Annotated in this window: 13 protein-coding genes and 1 pseudogene; 11 read left to right on the top strand and 3 right to left on the bottom strand. The window is 69.8% G+C overall.

The window, feature by feature from the left end:
- The first annotated feature begins 7 nt into the window (after nucleotides 1-7).
- Both MCHLDSM_RS09250 and MCHLDSM_RS09245 read left to right on the top strand, forming a co-directional pair.
- Entirely contained in the window at nucleotides 8-928 is a 921-nt protein-coding gene (locus MCHLDSM_RS09250) for an alpha/beta fold hydrolase (protein WP_048469801.1), read from the top strand.
- A 65-nt stretch (nucleotides 929-993) separates the two neighbouring features.
- Nucleotides 994-1,686: a hypothetical protein gene (locus MCHLDSM_RS09245; RefSeq protein ID WP_048469800.1), complete on the top strand. Its 693-nt coding sequence runs from the start codon at nucleotides 994-996 to the stop codon at nucleotides 1,684-1,686.
- Between the two features lie 3 nt (nucleotides 1,687-1,689).
- Here MCHLDSM_RS09245 and car read toward each other — a convergent pair whose 3' ends face one another.
- A complete protein-coding gene (gene car / locus MCHLDSM_RS09240; RefSeq protein WP_048469799.1) occupies nucleotides 1,690-5,184 on the bottom strand; it encodes a carboxylic acid reductase in 3,495 nt (1,164 codons plus the stop codon).
- A 231-nt stretch (nucleotides 5,185-5,415) separates the two neighbouring features.
- Here car and MCHLDSM_RS09235 point away from each other — a divergent pair, with 231 nt between their 5' ends.
- Nucleotides 5,416-5,772, top strand: coding sequence for a hypothetical protein (locus MCHLDSM_RS09235; RefSeq protein ID WP_234713939.1), 357 nt, complete (start codon nucleotides 5,416-5,418; stop codon nucleotides 5,770-5,772).
- Nucleotides 5,773-5,778: 6 nt separating this feature from the next.
- Here the strand turns inward: MCHLDSM_RS09235 and MCHLDSM_RS09230 are convergent, their stop codons facing one another.
- Together MCHLDSM_RS09230 and gabT are read right to left on the bottom strand one after the other, a co-directional pair.
- On the bottom strand, nucleotides 5,779-7,212 hold the full coding sequence (locus MCHLDSM_RS09230) for a gamma-aminobutyraldehyde dehydrogenase (RefSeq protein ID WP_048469797.1): 1,434 nt from the start codon (nucleotides 7,210-7,212) through the stop codon (nucleotides 5,779-5,781).
- Complete coding sequence (gene gabT / locus MCHLDSM_RS09225; protein WP_048469796.1) at nucleotides 7,209-8,552, bottom strand: 4-aminobutyrate--2-oxoglutarate transaminase; 1,344 nt, start codon at nucleotides 8,550-8,552, stop codon at nucleotides 7,209-7,211. Before gabT ends, MCHLDSM_RS09230 begins: the two co-directional genes overlap by 4 nt.
- 280 nt (nucleotides 8,553-8,832) lie before the next feature.
- Between gabT and yajC the strand changes: the two genes are divergently transcribed.
- The 8 genes and pseudogenes from yajC (at nucleotide 8,833) to MCHLDSM_RS09190 (ending at nucleotide 18,350) form a co-directional block, all read left to right on the top strand.
- Nucleotides 8,833-9,189, top strand: coding sequence for a preprotein translocase subunit YajC (yajC, locus tag MCHLDSM_RS09220; protein WP_048416240.1), 357 nt, complete (start codon nucleotides 8,833-8,835; stop codon nucleotides 9,187-9,189).
- 86 nt (nucleotides 9,190-9,275) lie between these two features.
- Nucleotides 9,276-11,087, top strand: coding sequence for a protein translocase subunit SecD (gene secD / locus MCHLDSM_RS09215; protein WP_048469795.1), 1,812 nt, complete (start codon nucleotides 9,276-9,278; stop codon nucleotides 11,085-11,087).
- Between the two features lie 3 nt (nucleotides 11,088-11,090).
- Nucleotides 11,091-12,365 (top strand): protein translocase subunit SecF, encoded by a 1,275-nt coding sequence (gene secF / locus MCHLDSM_RS09210; protein WP_048469794.1) that lies wholly within the window; start codon nucleotides 11,091-11,093, stop codon nucleotides 12,363-12,365.
- Nucleotides 12,366-12,380: 15 nt separating this feature from the next.
- Nucleotides 12,381-12,668 (top strand): annotated as a pseudogene (locus tag MCHLDSM_RS39190) (ABC transporter substrate-binding protein); the annotation flags it as partial.
- A 1-nt stretch (nucleotide 12,669) separates the two neighbouring features.
- Nucleotides 12,670-14,071, top strand: a 1,402-nt coding sequence (locus MCHLDSM_RS09205; protein WP_234713938.1) for an ABC transporter substrate-binding protein, incomplete at its 5' end; no start/stop codon positions are given.
- Nucleotides 14,053-14,601 carry an adenine phosphoribosyltransferase gene (locus MCHLDSM_RS09200; protein ID WP_048469793.1) on the top strand — a complete coding sequence of 183 codons (549 nt, stop codon included), beginning with the start codon at nucleotides 14,053-14,055 and terminating at the stop codon, nucleotides 14,599-14,601. The genes MCHLDSM_RS09205 and MCHLDSM_RS09200, both read left to right, overlap by 19 nt.
- A gap of 41 nt (nucleotides 14,602-14,642) precedes the next feature.
- Nucleotides 14,643-17,015: a RelA/SpoT family protein gene (locus tag MCHLDSM_RS09195; protein WP_048470254.1), complete on the top strand. Its 2,373-nt coding sequence runs from the start codon at nucleotides 14,643-14,645 to the stop codon at nucleotides 17,013-17,015.
- Nucleotides 17,016-17,063: 48 nt separating this feature from the next.
- Nucleotides 17,064-18,350, top strand: coding sequence for a serine hydrolase domain-containing protein (locus tag MCHLDSM_RS09190; RefSeq protein WP_063840626.1), 1,287 nt, complete (start codon nucleotides 17,064-17,066; stop codon nucleotides 18,348-18,350).
- Nucleotides 18,351-18,356 lie beyond the last annotated feature (6 nt).

Genomic DNA, 18,356 nt, shown 5'->3' with positions numbered 1-18,356 from the left:
CGCGCGGGTGACGTGGCGTCGGATCGCCGCGCTGGTGGCGCTGCTGCTCTCGATGCCCGGAGGTGCCCGGGCCGCGGGCGATCCGGGCGACGCCCGGCCCGGTTTGGTCGACATCGGCGGCGGACGCTCACTGTTCCTCGACTGCCAAGGTGACGGTGCCCCGACCGTGTTCATCATTCCCGGACTGGGCAGTTACGCCGAGGTGTGGAACTACGTGGTCCCCGCCGACGACCCGGTCCGCGCGTCACCCTTCGACGTCATCGACCGGGCGCAGCTGGTGCCCAGCGCGGCGGCCACGCAACCGACGGTGGCCCGCGCGACCACGGTGTGCGCCTACGACCGGCCCGGCACCCGCCCGGACGGTGCGGACCGCTCCACCACGGTGCCGCAGCCGCACACCGCGCAGCAGGATGTGGACGACATCGTCGCCCTCGTCGCGGCCGCCGCGCTGCCCGTCCCGCTGGTGTTCGTGGCCCACTCCTACGGCGGGCTCGTGCTGGACCTGCTGGCCCGCGAGCATCCGCAGCTCGTCGCCGGACTGGTGTTCGTCGACCCGACGTCGGAGTTCCTCCCCGGCGTCGGAACCCCGGCACAGAACGCCGCGTTCTTCGCCGACGTCCGTGACAGGGGCCCGGACGGTGAAGGCGTCCTGGCGGAGCAGTCGTTCGCACAGGTCGCCTCCGCGCCGCCGCTGCCGCGGGTCCCCGTCGCGGTGCTCAGCGCCGACCGGTTCCCGCCGCCGGAGCAGCTCACCCCGGACAACTACACACAGGACCAGATCCGCTCGGCCAACGAGATGCTGGCCGCTGCGCTGGGCACAGCGGCGCAGGTCGTGCCCGGCAGCGGTCACAACGTGATGCTGTATCAGCCCGCGGCGGTGGCCGACGCCGTTCTGCGGGTGGTGGACGCGGTCCGCGCGGGCGGTTGACCGCGCCCGTCGATTACGCCCGACAGCGCGGGGGTACTCCTCTGCGCACGTCACAAGGAGGCATCATGATCGGATCTCAACGTGCGGACCGCCCCCGGGGCGGCCGCATGACCATCGCCCGCAGCCGCGGCGCGGCGAGCGGGCTCCTGCTCGTTCTGCTCGGGATCTGGGGTGCGCTCATCCCGTTCATCGGGCCGAACTTCGACTTCGCATTCACTCCGGATCAGCCGTGGATCTGGACGACCGGCCGAGGATGGCTCGAGGTGCTGCCCGGCGTCGTCACCGTGATCGGCGGCCTGTTGCTGCTGACCTCCCGCAACCGCGCGACCGCGATGCTGGGCGGCTGGCTGACCGTGGCCGCCGGCGCATGGTTCGTGATCGGCCGCGCGCTGGCCGGGCCGCTCGGGCTCGGCGACGCCGGAGCCCCGGTGGCGGCGGACGAGACCAAGCGGGTCTGGCTCGACCTGACCTACTTCTACGGCCTGGGCGCGCTGATCATCTTCCTGGGCGCACTCGCGCTGGGTCGGGTGTCGGTCCGCAGTGTCCGCGACGTCGAATACGTCAACCGCGCCGCGGTCGTCGACACCCCGGCGCACACCGGCCCGCTGCCCGTCACCCACACCGGGCCCGTCGCCGCGGGCACCCCGGTGGGCGATACGCCCACCGAGGTGATCGATCCGCAGCAGCAGCCGCCCCGTCGGCGCGGTCTGCGCAACCTCTTCCGTGGCCGCGGGGACCGCACCCTGGTGCACCGCTGACCGTCAGAGCAAGCCAAGCAGTTCGAGGTCGGTGACGTACTTGACGATGACCTCCCGCGTCACGTGCGGGATGTCCTTGTCCGGCCCGATCTTGGCCTCCTGCACCGCTGTTCGGAAGCGATCCGTCGGCGCGATGGAGCCCCGGACCGGGAACTCCGGGTGCTGGTAGTTGTGCAGGAGCGGTAGCAGCGACGCCTGCCGCTTGCGTTCGGGCAGCGCGTTGATCGCCGCGGTGAACCGCTGCAACCAGGTGGCGTAGTCGCCGATGCGCTGCACCGGGTACCCGGCCTCGATCAGCCAGTCGACGAACTCGTCGAGGCCGATCCCGTCGTCGTACGGGTTCATCACGTGGTAGGTCTCGAATCCGGTTTCCGAATCCGTCGCGACGGCGGCACCGAGCGTGGAGATCGCCTCGGCGATGAACTCCACCGGCAGCCCGTCGTAGTGCGCCCGCGGCCGCTTGCCGTCGTCGCCGAGTTGGTAGAACGACTCGGGGGCGACGCCGGTCGCGACCAGGCTGAACACCAGCCGGGTGAACATGTCCGGCAGGTTGAGCTGGCCGGCGTAGGTGGTGTCGGCCAGGATCATGTCGCAGCGGAACACCGACACCGGCAGGCCGCACAGGTCGTGGGCCTCGCGCAGCAGCACCTCACCGGCCCACTTGCTGTTGCCGTAGCCGTTGGCGTAACTGTCGTCGACGCGACGGGTCGCGCTGATCTGCCGGATGTCGCCGTCCTCGACGAAACGGCCGGGCTCGATGCCCGCGCCGACGCCGATGGTGGAGACGTACGCGAACGGCTTCTGCCGGGTGGTCAACGCCATGCGGATCAGCTCCGCGGTGCCGACGGCGTTGGGTCCGAACAGCTGGCTGTAGGGCAGCACGTGGTTGACCAGGGCCGCCGGGTCCACGATCAGGTCGACCGTGTCGGCCAGCCGCTGCCACACCGCGGGATCGAGCCCGAGGTCGACCTCGCCCTTGTCCCCGGCGATCACCTCGAGGTGATCGGCGGCGAGCGCCCGGTAGTGCGCGAGCAGCTTCTCGTCGCCGGTGTCGAAGGTGGCGTCCAGCCGGGCCCGTGCGGCGTCGTCGTCCTTGGCGCGGACCAGGCAGATCACGGTGCCGTCGACCAGATCCATCCGTTCCAGCCACTCCAGCGCGAGGTACCGGCCGAGGAAGCCGGTGGCGCCGGTCAGCAGGACGGTCCGGACCTCCGAGCTGGGGCCCGGCAGTGACGGTGCGGCAGCGAGGGTTTCGGCATCGATGAACTTGTCCAGCGTGAGATCGCGGGCGTGCGCTTCGGTGGCGTCCGCGCCGTGCACCGAGGCGAACGTGGGCCGCTTCGTGCCGGGTTGGCGCTGGGTCTCGATGTAGGCCGCCAGTGCCGCCAGATCGTTGGCGGGGCTGACGATCACGCCGACCGGGACCTCGACGTCGAAGATGTCGCGCAGCAGGTTGCCGAAGGTCAACGCCGACAACGAGTCTCCGCCGAGATCGGTGAAGTGCGCGTCGGGCTGCACGTCGGTGGCCGCCGTGCCCAGCAGGGCGCCGGCCGCGCGGCCGACGGTCTCCACGACCGGCCGGGTCGCGCCGTCCCGACGCAGTGCGCGCAACTCGTCGGCCTGGCCCTCGGCCAGCTGGGTGTAGAGCGCCTCGAGCTGATCGCCGTAGCGTTCCTTCAGCTTCGGTCGGGCCAGCTTTCGGATGCCGGTGAGCATGCCGTTCTCCAACGTGAACGGCGTGGTCTCGATCAGGAAGTCGCGGGGGATCTCGTAGGACTGCAGGCCCGCCGCCTTGGCGACGTCCTGAAGGGACTCGCCGATCAGGGATTTGGCGTCGTCGCGGCCCAGGACGTCCTCGGTCGGTACGACGACGGCCAGCAGGTAGGACCGTGAGCTGTTGCCGTAGATGTAGATCTGCCGGATCAGCGGGCTGTCGCCGAACACCGCCTCGAGCTTGGAGACGGTGACGAACTCGCCCTGCGAGAGCTTCAGGACGTTGTTGCGGCGATCGAGGTACACGAGCCGATCGGGTCCGGTCTCGGCGACGACGTCGCCGGTGCGGTAGAAGCCGTCCTCGTCGAACATCTCGGCCGTGATCTCGGGCCGCCGGTAGTAGCCGGGGAACAGGGTCTCGCTCTTGACCAGCAGCTCGCCGCGCGGATGCGGGCGGTCGGTGGTGAAGTAGCCGAGGTCGGGGACGTCGACGAGCTTGTAGTCGATGACCGGCGGGCGCTGCACCTCGCCGTCGACGAACACCGCGCCGGCCTCGGTCGAGCCGTAGCCGTCGATCAGGTGCAGGTCGAGGAATGCTTCGACGAACGTGCGCATCTCCGGCGACAGCGGCGCCGATCCCGTCATCGACATCACGTAGCGGCCGCCGAGCATGCTCTGGCGGAGGTCGGCGTAGACCTCGGCTTCGCCGTCCGGTCGGCGCTCGAGTTCCTTGGCGACCTCGGCGAAGATGGTGTCCCAGATGCGCGGCACGAAGGTCAGCTGTGTGGGTCGGACCAGCGCGAGGTCCTCGAGGAACGTCGAAAGGTCGCTGCGCGCAGCGAAATACGCTGTCCCGCCCGCTCCCAGGGTGCCGTAGAGCAGGCCGCGGCCCATCATGTGGCTCATCGGCAGGAAGTTCAGCGTGATCGACGGCGTGGCGTGCTCGCCGTACCACGTCGACCGCCCGGACCGCAGCCACGCACCGGCGACGAGCCGCTCCGGGTACATCGCGCCCTTGGGGGCGCCGGTGCTGCCGGACGTGTAGATCAGCAGGGTCAGCGGATCCTGCTCGGGTGAGGAGAACGGCTGTGCTGCAGGCAGAGTCGCGCCGTGCTCGAGCACCTCGGCCAGGGTGAGCACCTCGATCGCGCGGCCGCCTTCGGTGAGGCGGGTGCGGGCGTCGGCGACGGCGTCGCGGTGGTCGTCGACCTCGGCCCGGTGGTCGAAGACGATGACGCGGCGCACGGTGTCGGCCTCGCGCGCCAGCTCCACGGCGTCGGCGAGGTGGTCGACCGCAGAGGCGATGATCACGGGCTCGGTCTCGGCGATGATGGGCCGCAGCGTCGCGGCCGGCGCGCTGGTCTGCAGCGGGACGGACACCGCACCGGACAGCGCCAGGGCCATGTCGATGACCGTGTAGTCCACGCTGGTGAAGCCCAGCAGGGCGACGCGGTCACCGGGCGCGACGTCGGTCAGGGTGTTCATCACCGCGTGCACCCGGGCGGACAGTTCGGCGTAGGTGATGGTCTCGAACCGGGGGAGAAGGTCGGCGGAGGTGCGTCCGGTCTGCGGATCGATGACGAAGCGCACGGCACGCTGTCCGAGCGCGGGCCGATCGGCGTAGCCGTCGAGCACGGTCGCCATGATCTGGGGGAGGCGCACCCCGGGCTGGTCGATGGTCTCGGAGATCGCGTCGTCGGGCGTGGCGGCGGCGAACTCGGGATCGGTCGCGTGCAAGTCGGCGATGCGGCGGGCGAGCCGCTCGTCGCGGGTTTCAGTCGGCATCAGAAGTCCTCGCAAGAATGAAATCGTTGGTTACGGGGCGCTTCGTTGCGCCCACGGAGAAAACTACGTTAGTAAAACTAAGCTTATTCCGGTGAGAGGCCTCTCGGCGCTGTCAATCTGCTGTGAATCGCTCGCACTTATGGGGAAAACTGCTCCACCGCAGCAATTTTCGTGGCTCAGGTCACACCTGGCCGCCGGTTGAGACGTGCCCGGACCGGCTACCGTCACAGGGTGACCGATGCCGTAGTGCAGTCGCTACGACTGCCCGCGATGCTGTCCGCGCGCATCGGCGGCGGCGCCGAGGACGGTGCGGCCACCGTGGTGCTCGGACGGCGCCTGTGCGACGTGCTGGGCGCCCTCGGGGTCCCGGTCCGCGACTGGCTGGCCGTGTCGCGATGGATCGACGACGGCGACCGTGAGGCACTCGGCGGCTACGTCGACGTGCTCGTCGCCGACCGCTGCCGGCTGCCGGGCGACGACCTCGTCTCCGATCTCGTCGCGCACGACTGTGACGGTCGAGGGCTCACCGCCGAGGAGATCCACGCGATCGTGGCCGACTGCCTCGCGGCGGCGGCACAGACCGCCTGACGCGGCTCAGCCGGTGTAGGCCATCACGTGCTTGATGCGCGTGTAGTCCTCGAGTCCGTACATCGACAGGTCCTTGCCGTGGCCCGAGGACTTGAAGCCGCCGTGCGGCATCTCGGCGACCAGCGGGATGTGGGTGTTGATCCAGACGCAGCCGAAGTCCAGCGCATTGGAGACCCGCAGCGCCCGCGAGATGTCCCGGGTCCACACCGATGACGCCAATCCGTACTCGACGCCGTTGGCCCACCCGATCGCCTGCTCCTCGTCGGAGAACGACTGCACGGTGATCACGGGGCCGAAGATCTCCTGCTGGATCAGCCGGTCGTCCTGACGCAGCCCGCCGATGACCGTCGGCTCCACGTAGAAACCCTTGTCGCCCTGGCGGTTTCCGCCCACAGTGACCGTGGCGTGCGAGGGCACGTCGGCGAAGAAGGACAGCACCCGCTGCATCTGCTGCTCGTTGTTCACCGGCGGCACCCAGGCGTCCTCGTCGCCGGCGGGGCGGCCGAACGTCGTCGTCGCGCCCGTGGCCTGCTCGGTGAGCGCTGCGGTCAGGTCCGCGGCGATCGACGCCGAGGCCAGGACGCGGGTGGCCGCGGTGCAGTCCTGCCCGGCGTTGAAGTAGGCCGCCGTGGCGATGCCCTCGGCCGCTGCGCCGAGATCGGCGTCGTCGAACACGATCACCGGCGCCTTGCCGCCCAGTTCGAGGTGCGTGCGTTTGAGGTGGCCGCCCGCGCTGACCGCGACCGCCTTGCCCGCCGCCACCGACCCGGTGATCGAGACCATCTGTGGCGTCGGATGAGCGACGAGGTTGGCGCCGGTGACCCGGTCGCCGGTGACCACGTTGAGCACCCCGGCCGGCAGGTGCCTGGCCGCCAGTTCGGCGAGCATCACCGTCGTCACCGGGGTGGTGTCGCTGGGTTTGATCACCACGGTGTTGCCCGCGGCGATGGCGGGGCAGATCTTCCAGATCGCCATCATCATCGGGTAGTTCCACGGCGCGACCTGACCGATCACCCCGACCGGCTCACGGCGGATCCACGAGGTGTGATCGGCCAGGTACTCGCCGGCCGACTTGCCCTCCAGCACCCGCGCCGCCCCCGCGAAGAACCGGATCTGGTCGACCATCGGAGGGATCTCCTCGGCCGCGGTGACGTGGTGGGGCTTACCCGTGTTGCGGCCCTCGGCCTCCACGAGATCGCCGGCCGCCTTCTCCACCTCGTCGGCGAAGTCCAGCAGCGCCTTCTGCCGGTGCGACGGGGTGGTCCTCTTCCACTCGGCGAACGCCGCCGCCGCGGCGGCGTAGGCCTTGTCGATGTCGGCTCCGTTGGAGATCGGCGCGGTGCCGTACCGCTCACCGGTGCTGGGATCGACCAGCGGCATGGTCGCGCCGCTCTCGGAGTCGACGAGCTCCCCGCCGATGAAGTTCCTGACGGTCGTCACAGATCGCGCAGGATCAACTCGAGCACGTCGAGAGCTTCGAGCAGGAGCTCGTCGCTGATGGTCAGCGGCGGCAGGAACCGCAACACATTGCCGAAGGTGCCGCAGGTCAGCACGATCACCCCGGCCTGGTGGGCGGCCGTGCTGAGCTTCTTGGTCAGCTCCGCGTCGGGCTCGAGGGTGCCGGGCTTGACCAGTTCGACGGCGATCATCGCGCCGCGGCCCCGCACGTCGCCGATCCGGTCGTCCTCGGCCTGCATCCGGCCGAGCTTGTCCTTCATCAGCGATTCGATGTGTGCGGCGCGGTCGACCAACCCGCCGTCCTCGATCGTGGCGATCGTGGCCAGCGCGGCCGCACACGCCACCGGATTGCCGCCGTAGGTGCCGCCGAGCCCGCCGACGTGCGGCGCGTCCATGATCGACGCCGGCCCTGTCACGGCGGACAGGGGCATCCCGTCGGCGATGCCCTTGGCCGTGACGATCAGGTCCGGGACGATGCCCTCGTGCTCGCAGGCGAACATCCTGCCGGTGCGGGCGAACCCGGTCTGCACCTCGTCGGCGATGAACACCACGTCGTTGTCGCGGCACCACTGCAGCAGCGTCGGCAGGAAGCCCTCGGCGGGCACGATGAACCCGCCCTCGCCCTGGATGGGCTCGATGATGACCGCCGCCAGGTTCTCGGCGCCCACCTGCTTGTCCATCATCGTGATGGCCCGCCGGGCGGCCAGCTCACCGTCGGTGGCCAGCTCCTTGCCGCCGAACTCCGCGTCGCGGAACGGGTAGGACAGCGGTGCGCGGTAGATCTCCGGGGCGAACGGTCCGAACCCGTGCTTGTAGGGCATCGACTTGGCCGTCAGCGCCATCGTCAGGTTGGTCCGCCCGTGGTAGGCGTGGTCGAACGACACCACGGCCTGCTTCCCGGTGTAGACGCGGGCGATCTTGATCGCGTTCTCGACGGCCTCTGATCCCGAGTTGAACAGTGCGGAGCGCTTGTCGCCGTCCCCGGGGGTGAGCCGGTTGAGAGCCTCGGCGACGGCGACGTATCCCTCGTAGGGCGTCACCATGAAGCAGGTGTGGGTGAAGTTGGCGACCTGCTCGCGGACCGCATCGACGACCCGGGGCGATGCGTTGCCGACCGTGGTCACCGCGATCCCGGAGCCCAGATCGATCAGCCGGTTGCCGTCGACGTCCTCGACGATGCCGCCGAAGGCGCGGGCGGCGTAGACGGGCATGGTGTTGCCGACGCCGCTCGCCACCGCGGCCTTCTTGCGCGTGATCAGATCCTGCGACCGGGGGCCGGGGATGGCGGTGGCGAGGTGGCGGCTCTGTTCGAGAGCGCTCACGGGGGACCTCCTTGACGATTGCCGCGATACGGTCCGAGCCTAGTCGGTCGCACCAGTGATCCGTCGAGAAGCAGGGGTGTTCTCGCCGGGATCGGTGGCCGCACCGGTGTGTCGCGACGAAATCCGTGGGCTGACGGCCGCGCTGCGACGGGGGAGGTGGTCCTGAACGGCCGCAATGGCACACTGGTCAACGAATTCCTTCATGCCGGGTGCCCTCCGACCGCGTTCGGAGGGGCCGTCCGCACACAGACCGATACGAAAAAGAAAAGACACTGCTGCCATGGATCTGGTCGTCTTCCTGCCCCTGCTCATCATCATGGGCGCGTTCATGTACTTCGCCTCCCGCCGCCAGAAGAAAGCGATGCAGGCGACCATCGACCTGCACAACTCGCTGACCGTGGGCGACGAGGTGCACACCACCTCGGGCCTGCGCGGCACCATCACCGGCATCACCGACGACGAGGTCGACCTCGAGATCGCCCCGGGCGTCGTGACGACCTGGATGAAGCTCGCCGTGCGCGACCGCATCGTCGATGACGTCGACGAGACCGACGACGAGGACGACATCGACGACCTCGAGGCGCCGTCGGGGGCCACCGAGCTGACCGATCGGCCCAACACCAAGACTGACAGCTGAGGCCTCAGCCCCAGCACGTACCCTTTGCGGGTCACTGCGCACCGTCGCGGTACGTGACGAACTGACCTCGAGGAGACTGTAAAGACGTGGCTTCGTCTTCGACGCCGGTGCATGCTGGCCGCTACCTGGCCCTGTTCCTGGCATTGCTGATCGGTGCGTACCTGCTCGTGTTCCTGACCGGGGACAAGAAGGCCGATCCCAAACTGGGCATCGATCTGCAGGGCGGCACCCGCGTGACGCTGACCGCGCGCACCCCCGACGGGTCGCCCCCGTCGCGCGACGCGCTCAACCAGGCGCAGCAGATCATCAGTGCCCGGGTGGACGGCCTGGGCGTGTCCGGGTCCGAGGTGATCATCGACGGGCAGAACCTGGTGATCACCGTTCCGGGCAACGACAGCAGCGAGGCCCGCAACCTGGGTCAGACCGCGCGCCTCTACATCCGGCCCGTCATCCACGCGATCCCGGCCGCGGGCGCAGGACCGGCCGAACAGGCCGGACCGGCCGGCGCGCCGGGTGCACCCGGGGTGCCGCCGGGCGGCGCACCCGGGCTCCCGCCGGGCGCGGCGATTCCCGGTCTGCCACCGGGCGTCGGTGCTCCCGGTGGCGCGCCGGACGCGGACATCCCCGGCCTGCCGCCCGTCGACGCACCGGCGCCGGGTGCACCGGCCGGCGGGGCCCCCGCGCCCCAGCCGCGCCCCTTCCCGCAGCAGCCTGCTCCCAGCCCGAGCCCCGCACCGGCACCCGCGCCGGGCACGTCGCCGCCTCCTGCGCCGGGGGACAAGAACGTCCCGCTGGCCCAGCGGATCCAGGACGAGAAGCGGCTGCGACAGAGTTCGGAGCAGGCGATCCAGATCCTCGCGCTGCAGTTCCAGGCGACCCGCTGCGGCGAGGACGACGTGCTGGCCGGCAACGACGACCCGAACCTGCCGCTGGTGACGTGTTCGCAGGACGGCAAAGAGGTGTACCTGCTGGACAAGTCGATCATCAGCGGTGAGGGCATCGCCAACGCCACCTCCGGGCTGGACCAGCAGCGCGGCGAGTACGTCGTCGACGTGGAGTTCAAGAGCGACGCCTCCAAGACGTGGGCGGACTTCACCGCGGCCAACGTCGGCACCCAGACCGCGTTCGTGCTCGACTCGAAGGTGGTCAGCGCGCCGCAGATCCAGGAGGCGATCCCGGGCGGCCGCACCCAGATCACCGGCCAGTTCACCGCCGACACCGCGCGTGAACTCGCCAACGTGCTCAAGTACGGCTCGCTGCCGCTGTCGTTCGAGTCCTCCGAAGCCGAGACCGTCTCGGCGACGCTGGGCCTGTCGTCGCTGCGGGCGGGCCTGATCGCCGGCGCGGTCGGTCTGGTCGCGGTACTGATCTACTCGCTGCTGTACTACCGCGTGCTCGGCCTGCTGGTCGCGCTGTCGCTGGTGGCGTCCGGCGCGATGGTGTTCGCGATCCTGGTGCTGCTGGGGCGGTACATCAACTACACGCTGGACTTGGCGGGTATCGCGGGTCTGATCATCGGTATCGGCACGACGGCGGACTCGTTCGTGGTGTTCTTCGAACGCATCAAGGACGAGATCCGCGAGGGTCGTTCGTTCCGGTCCGCGGTACCGCGAGGCTGGGCGCGTGCCCGCAAGACGATCATGTCGGGCAACGCGGTGACGTTCCTGGCCGCGGCGGTGCTGTACTTCCTTGCCGTCGGCCAGGTGAAGGGCTTCGCGTTCACCTTGGGGCTGACCACGATCCTCGATGTGGTGGTGGTGTTCCTGGTGACCTGGCCGCTGCTGTACTTCGCCTCGAAGTCGCCGACCATGGCCAAGCCGTCGCTCAACGGTCTCGGCGCCGTCCAGCAGATCGCACGCGAACGCCGAGCGGCCGCGCACGCGGCGGGACGGGGATAGCTCATGGCACGCAGCAGTTCACGCAACGACACCGACGAGTCGACGGCGCTGGAGGCGCCCGACCTGGAGGCCGGCGCGGCCGACGCGCCCAAGCACGGCTTCTTCGTCCGCCTCTACACCGGCACCGGCGCCTTCGAGGTGATCGGTCGCCGCAAGCTGTGGTACGGCGTCAGCGCGCTCATCGTCGCGATCGCCCTCGGCGCGATCGTGTTGCGCGGCTTCACCTTCGGCATCGATTTCGAGGGCGGCACCAAGGTGTCGTTCCCGCGCGGTGACGGTGGGGCCACCACCTCGCAGGTCGAGACGGTGTTCAACGACACCATCGGCAAGCCGCCGGAGTCCGTGGTCGTCGTCGGCAGCGGCGGCTCCGCGACCTTCCAGATCCGCTCGGAGACGTTGAGCAACGACGAGACCGAGGCGCTGCGGACCGCGCTGTTCGACAAATTCCAGCCGAAGGGCGCCGACGGGCAGCCGAGCAAGCAGGTGATCAGCGACTCCGCGGTGTCGGAGACCTGGGGTGGCCAGATCACCCAGAAGGCGCTGATCGCGCTGGTGGTGTTCCTCGTGCTGGCCGCCATCTACATCACGGTGCGCTACGAGCGGTACATGGCGATCGCCGCACTGTTGACCCTGGTTTTCGATCTTGTGGTGACCGCGGGCGTCTACGCCCTGGTCGGGTTCGAGGTGACCCCCGCGACGGTGATCGGCCTGCTGACCATCCTCGGCTTCTCCCTCTACGACACGGTCATCGTGTTCGACAAGGTGGAGGAGAACACCGAGGGCTTCGAGCACACCACCCGGCGGACCTTCGCCGAACAGGCCAACCTCGCGGTGAACCAGACGTTCATGCGGTCGATCAACACCAGCTTGATCTCGGTGCTGCCGATCATCGCGCTGATGGTGATCGCGGTCTGGCTGCTCGGGGTGGGCACGCTGATGGACCTGGCGCTCGTCCAGCTCGTCGGCGTCATCGTCGGCACCTACTCGTCGATCTTCTTCGCGACCCCGCTGCTGGTCAGCCTCCGGGAGCGCACCGACCTGGTGAGCAAGCACACCCGGCGGGTGCTCAACCGGCGCAAGACCACGGCGGCCAAGGCGGCCGGCACGGAGGCGACGTACACCGACGAGGCCGAGCAGCCGCGCGATGTCGAGCCGGCTGCGGTCACCGCGCCCGCCGGTCCGCCGGCGGCCAAGCCCGCCCCGGGTGCCCGGCCGGTGCGGCCGACCTCGAGCCGGACGGGACGCCCGTCGGGTAAGCGAAGCACCGGAAAGCGTTAGGGAGCGGTAGGTCCGATGGCCCACCGCACCCGTGCGCGGCACGTCTCTGTCCTCGCGGCCGTGCTCGCCGTGGTCGGCGCCCTCGGCCTGACCTCGTGCTCGCAGGGCGCGGCCGAGTCGGTCGACTACGCCGTGGACGGCACGCTGATCACGTACAACACCAACACCGTCGCCGGCGCGGCGTCGGGGGGACCGCAGGCGTTCGCGCGGGTCCTGACCGGGTTCAACTATCACGGCCCGGACGGCCAGATCGTCGGCGACCAGCCCGTCGTAGTACCGGTGGGCCTCGGCTCCCAGCGGCTTNGATCTCGGTGGTGGGGCGCAGCCCGCTGGTGCTCGACTACGAGATCAAGCCCGAGGCCGTCTACTCCGACGGCAAGCCCATCACGTGTGACGACATGGTGCTCGCGTGGGCGTCGCAGTCCGGCCGGTTCCCGTCGTTCGATGCGGCCAGCCGGGCCGGCTACACCGACATCGCGACCGTCGACTGCACGCCGGGGCAGAAGAAGGCCCGGGTCTCGTTCGCCCAGGACCGCGGGTTCACCGACTACGGGCAGCTGTTCGCCGCGACGTCGATGATGCCGTCGCACGTCATCGCCGACGAGCTCGGACTGGGCGACGGCGGCGTCACGACCGCGCTGCTGAACAACGACGGCCCCGCGGTCGAGCGGATCGCGCAGGTGTGGAACAACACCTGGAACCTGACCCCGGACCTGGACCTCAAGCGGTTCCCGTCCTCGGGCCCGTACCGCATCGACAGCGTCACCGGCGACGGCGCGGTGGTGCTGGTGGCCAACGACAAGTGGTGGGGCACCAAGCCGGTCACCGCGAAGGTGACCGTGTGGCCGCGCAGCGCCGACCTGCAGGACCGGGTCAACGAGGGCGCCTTCGACGTCGTCGACATCGCTGCCGGGTCGTCGGGCACGTTGAATCTGCCCGACGACTACACCCGGACCGACTCGCCGTCGGCCGGCGTGGAACAACTCATCTTCGCCCCGCAGGGTCCGCTGGCCGCGGTGCCCGCGCGCCGGGCGCTCGCGCTGTGCACCCCGCGTGACGTCATCGCCCGCAATGCCTCGGTGCCGCCGGCCAATTCGCGGTTGAACTCCGCGGCCGAGGACGCCTACTCCGGGGCGGAGGCCACCCCGCAGATCAACGAGTTCGCCGTCGCGAATCCCGATGCGTCCCGGGCCGCGCTGGGCAATCAGCCGCTGACGGTGCGCATCGGTTACCAGACGCCCAATGCGCGGTTGGCCGCCACGGTGGGCGCGATCGCGAAGTCCTGCGCACCCGCCGGGATCACCGTGCAGGACGTAGCGGGGGAGAACACCGGCCCACTGTCGTTGCGCAACAACGAGATCGACGTGCTGATCGCGAGCACCGGCGGTGCGGCGGGCAGCGGGTCCACCGGGTCCTCGGCGATGGACGCCTACACCCTGCACAGCGGCAACGGCAACAACCTGCCCCGCTACGCCAACGAGCGCATCGACGGCATCATCTCGACGCTGGCGGTGACCTCCGACCCCAAGGAGCTGGCCCGGCTGCTCGCCGAGGCGGGCCCCATCCTGTGGGGCGACATGCCCACGCTGCCGCTGTACCGTCAGCAGCGCACGCTGCTGGCGTCGACGAAGATGTATGCGGTGAGCGGCAATCCGACGCGCTGGGGCGCGGGGTGGAACATGGACCGATGGAAGTTGAGCCAGTGAGCGGCACGCGTGAGGTCGGCGAGGTGATCGCGTCACTGCTGCGCGAGGTGCCCGACTTCCCCGAACCCGGCGTCCTGTTCAAGGATCTGACGCCGGTGCTGGCCGACGCGACCGGGCTGGCCGCGGTCAGCGACGCGATCGCCGACGTCGCCCGCGGCGCCGACCTCGTGGCCGGGGTGGACGCCCGCGGATTCCTGCTCGGCGGCGCGGTCGCGGTCTCGCTCGGCATCGGGGTACTCGCGGTCCGCAAGGGCGGCAAGCTGCCGCCGCCGGTGCTCAGCGAGACCTACACGCTCGAATACGGCAGCGCGACGCTGGAGGTTCCCGCCGACGGCGTGGACCTGGCCGGTCGCTCGATCGTGGTGATCGACGACGTGCTGGCCACCGGGGGAACACTGGCGGCCACCCATCAGTTGCTCAAGGCGGCGGGCGCGACGGTGACCGGTGCGGTGGTGATGCTGGAGCTCGCAGCTCTGGGCGGACGGGCGGTTCTGGATCCGTTGCCCGTCACCGCCTTGTACACCGTGTGAGCGGATATCCTGCCAACAGCGAGCAGTCAGCGGAGGTGAGCATGGCCGGCGAGATCCAGGCAGATCCCCGTGCGGGCCAGGCTGCCCCCGCCGTCACGGCGGGCCCGGAGACCCAGCCGATGGAGCTGCCCCGCCCAGACGCCTCCAAGGCCGCGACCAGCGCGTCCCGCCGGGTCCGCGCCCGGCTGGCCCGCCGGATGACCTCCCAGCGCAGCACCGTCAACCCGGTGCTCGAACCGCTGGTCGCGGTGCACCGGGAGATCTACCCGAAAGCCGATCTCACCCTGCTGCAGAAGGCCTACGAGGTCGCCGAGCAGCGCCACGCCGACCAGCTGCGCAAGTCCGGCGACCCCTACATCACCCACCCGCTGGCCGTGGCGAACATCCTGGCCGAGCTCGGCATGGACACCACCACGCTGATCGCCGCGCTGCTGCACGACACCGTCGAGGACACCGGCTACACGCTGGAGGCGCTGACCCAGGAGTTCGGCACCGAGGTCGGCCACCTCGTCGACGGCGTGACCAAACTGGACAAGGTCGCGCTGGGCACCGCCGCCGAGGGCGAGACGATCCGCAAGATGATCATCGCGATGGCACGCGACCCGCGGGTGCTGGTGATCAAGGTCGCCGACCGGTTGCACAACATGCGCACGATGCGCTTCCTGCCGCCGGAGAAGCAGGCGCGCAAAGCCCGCGAGACGCTGGAAGTCATTGCACCGCTTGCCCATCGGCTCGGCATGGCGACCGTCAAGTGGGAGCTCGAGGACCTGTCGTTCGCGATCCTGCATCCGAAGAAGTACGAGGAGATCGTGCGGCTGGTCGCCGACCGGGCCCCGTCGCGCGACACGTATCTGGCCAAGGTGCGCGCCGAGATCAACGCGACGCTGGCCGCCTCGAAGATCAACGCGGTCGTCGAGGGCAGGCCGAAGCACTACTGGTCGATCTACCAGAAGATGATCGTCAAGGGCCGCGACTTCGACGACATCCACGACCTGGTGGGTGTGCGGATCCTGTGCGACGAGCTGCGTGACTGCTACGCCGCGGTCGGCGTGGTGCACTCGCTCTGGCAGCCGATCGCCGGCCGGTTCAAGGACTACATCGCCCAGCCGCGGTTCGGGGTGTACCAGTCGCTGCACACCACGGTCGTCGGCCCGGAGGGCAAGCCGCTGGAGGTGCAGATCCGCACCACCGACATGCACAAGACCGCCGAGTACGGCATCGCTGCGCACTGGCGCTACAAGGAGGCCAAGGGCCGCAACGCGCAGCCCGGCGGCCACGCGGCCACCGAGATCGACGACATGGCCTGGATGCGTCAGCTTCTCGACTGGCAGCGGGAGGCGGCCGACCCGGGGGAGTTCCTGGAGTCGCTGCGCTACGACCTGGCGGTGCAGGAGATCTTCGTGTTCACCCCCAAGGGCGACGTGATCACGTTGCCGACGGGGTCGACGCCAGTGGACTTCGCGTACGCGGTGCACACCGAGGTGGGGCACCGCTGCATCGGCGCCCGGGTCAACGGCCGGCTGGTCGCGCTGGAACGCAAGCTCGAGAACGGCGAAGTGGTCGAGGTCTTCACGTCGAAGGCCCAGAACGCCGGCCCGTCGCGGGACTGGCAGACGTTCGTGGTGTCGCCGCGGGCGAAGGCCAAGATCCGGCAGTGGTTCGCCAAGGAGCGCCGCGAGGAGGCGCTCGAGTCCGGCAAGGACGCGATCGCGCGCGAGGTGCGCCGCGGCGGACTTCCGTTGCAGCGCTTGATGAATGCCGAGACCATGGCCGCGCTCGCGCGGGAGTTGCGCTACCTCGACGTGTCGGCGCTCTACACCGCGGTCGGCGAGGGGCACGTCTCGGCCCGGCACGTGGTGCAGCGGCTGGTCGCCCAGATCGGCGGCGACGACGAGGCGGCCGACGAGCTGGCGGAGCGGTCGACGCCGGCGACGATGCCGGTGCGGCAGCGCACCAGCGACGACGTCGGGGTCGCGGTGCCGGGGGCGCCGGGCGTGCTGACCAAGCTCGCCAAGTGCTGCACGCCGGTGCCCGGCGACAACATCATGGGCTTCGTCACCCGCGGCGGTGGGGTGAGCGTGCACCGCACCGACTGCACCAACGCCGCCTCCCTGGAGCAGCAGTCCGAGCGCATCATCGACGTGCAGTGGGCGCCGTCGCCGTCGTCGGTGTTCCTGGTCGCGATCCAGGTCGAAGCCCTCGACCGGCACCGGCTGCTCTCCGACGTCACCCGGGTGCTGGCCGACGAGAAGGTGAACATCCTGTCGGCGTCGGTGACGACGTCCAACGACCGCGTCGCGATCAGCAGGTTCACCTTCGAGATGGGTGACCCCAAGCATCTCGGCCACGTGCTCAACGTGGTCCGCAACGTGGAGGGCGTGTACGACGTCTACCGCGTCACGTCCGCGGCCTGACCAGCAGCGGCCCGCGTCCGGAGATTGGTGACCTGTAGGGTCGTCGCCATGTCGGATGCGCCGCTGATGTCGGGGTTCCCGCCGAATCAGGCGGAGCTGGTGACACTGGCGAACTGGCAGGATTCGCCGTTCAACAGGTGGTCCTTTCAGCACCTGCGTGAGGTGATTCCCACCCACCGCATCGCCCGCGGATCGGGTCCGGTGGCACCGCTGGCAGTCCAGGAGAATCCGCTGTCTCCCGAGGCCGTCACCGTGCACTGCCTGGAGGGCCGCACGTCGACGCTGGCCGAGGTAATGGCCCAGACCTGGACCGACGCGGTGGTGATCGTGCACGACGGCCGCATCGTGCTCGAGAGCTACCACAACGGGATGACGGCACAGACCCCGCACCTGCTGATGTCGGTGACGAAGTCGTTGGTCGGATGCGTCACCGGGATTCTGGCCGAGCAGGGGCGGCTCGATCCCGACGCGCTGGTGAGCACCTACGTGCCCGAGGTCGCCGCCTCCGGGTACTGCGGCGCGACCGTGCGCAATCTGCTCGACATGCGCAGCGGGGTGGCGTTCAGCGAGGAGTACACCAATCCCGAGGCCGAGGTCCGTGTGATGGAGCGGTACATGGGCTGGCGGCCCGGAGTCGACGGCGACGAACTCGGCGGGATGTACAGCTATCTGGCGACCCTGGCTCTCGGTGGCGCACACGGCGGGCCGTTCGTGTACCGCTCGGCGGACACCGACATGCTGGGCTGGGTGTGCGAACGAGCCTCGGGGACGCGGATGGCCGAGCTGATCTCGACGCTGATCTGGCAGCCGATGGGGGCCGAGTTCGACGCCGACATCACGTGCGACGGTGTCGGTTCCGCCATTCACGACGGCGGCATGTCGGCGCACGCCCGCGACCTCGCGCGGTTCGGGCAGCTGCTCCTCGACGACGGCTTCGTGGGCGAGGACGCCGTGGTGCCCAAGCAGTGGCTGACGCAGGCCCGGACCATCGACCCCGACGTCAGAGCGGCGTTCGTGTCCTCGGACTCCGAGCCGTTCCTCACGGGCGGCTGGTACCGCAACCAGTTCTGGTTCATCCCCGGGGTGCTGGGGGACCTGCAGCTGTGCCTGGGAATTCACGGCCAGATGATTCTGGTCGACCGGGCGACCCGCACCGTGTCGGTGAAGTTCTCGACGTGGCCGGTGGCCCAGCACCCCGTCTTCCTGCTCGACACCATCCGGGCGTTCGTGGCCGCCGGACAACACGCTGCCGGCCTGGCCGAGCGCACCCCCAAGCACCGGAAGGGCACCGGACCGATCGGCGTCGTCGAGGGCCGCGAGCGCGGCCACAGCTGAGGGCCG

This window comes from Mycolicibacterium chlorophenolicum, assembly GCF_001044235.1.
GTDB lineage: Bacteria > Actinomycetota > Actinomycetes > Mycobacteriales > Mycobacteriaceae > Mycobacterium > Mycobacterium chlorophenolicum.
Note: the sequence above shows the minus strand (reverse complement) of the source record. Positions and strands in the feature narration are given on the sequence as shown.

Coding starts and splice junctions, on each gene's coding strand:
- MCHLDSM_RS09245 (WP_048469800.1), top strand. CDS start 994: ATGATCGGATCTCAACGTGCGGACCGCCCCCGGGGCGGCCGCATGACC.
- car (WP_048469799.1), bottom strand. CDS start 5,184: ATGCCGACTGAAACCCGCGACGAGCGGCTCGCCCGCCGCATCGCCGAC.
- yajC (WP_048416240.1), top strand. CDS start 8,833: ATGGATCTGGTCGTCTTCCTGCCCCTGCTCATCATCATGGGCGCGTTC.
- secF (WP_048469794.1), top strand. CDS start 11,091: ATGGCACGCAGCAGTTCACGCAACGACACCGACGAGTCGACGGCGCTG.
- MCHLDSM_RS09200 (WP_048469793.1), top strand. CDS start 14,053: ATGGAAGTTGAGCCAGTGAGCGGCACGCGTGAGGTCGGCGAGGTGATC.
- MCHLDSM_RS09195 (WP_048470254.1), top strand. CDS start 14,643: ATGGCCGGCGAGATCCAGGCAGATCCCCGTGCGGGCCAGGCTGCCCCC.
- MCHLDSM_RS09190 (WP_063840626.1), top strand. CDS start 17,064: ATGTCGGATGCGCCGCTGATGTCGGGGTTCCCGCCGAATCAGGCGGAG.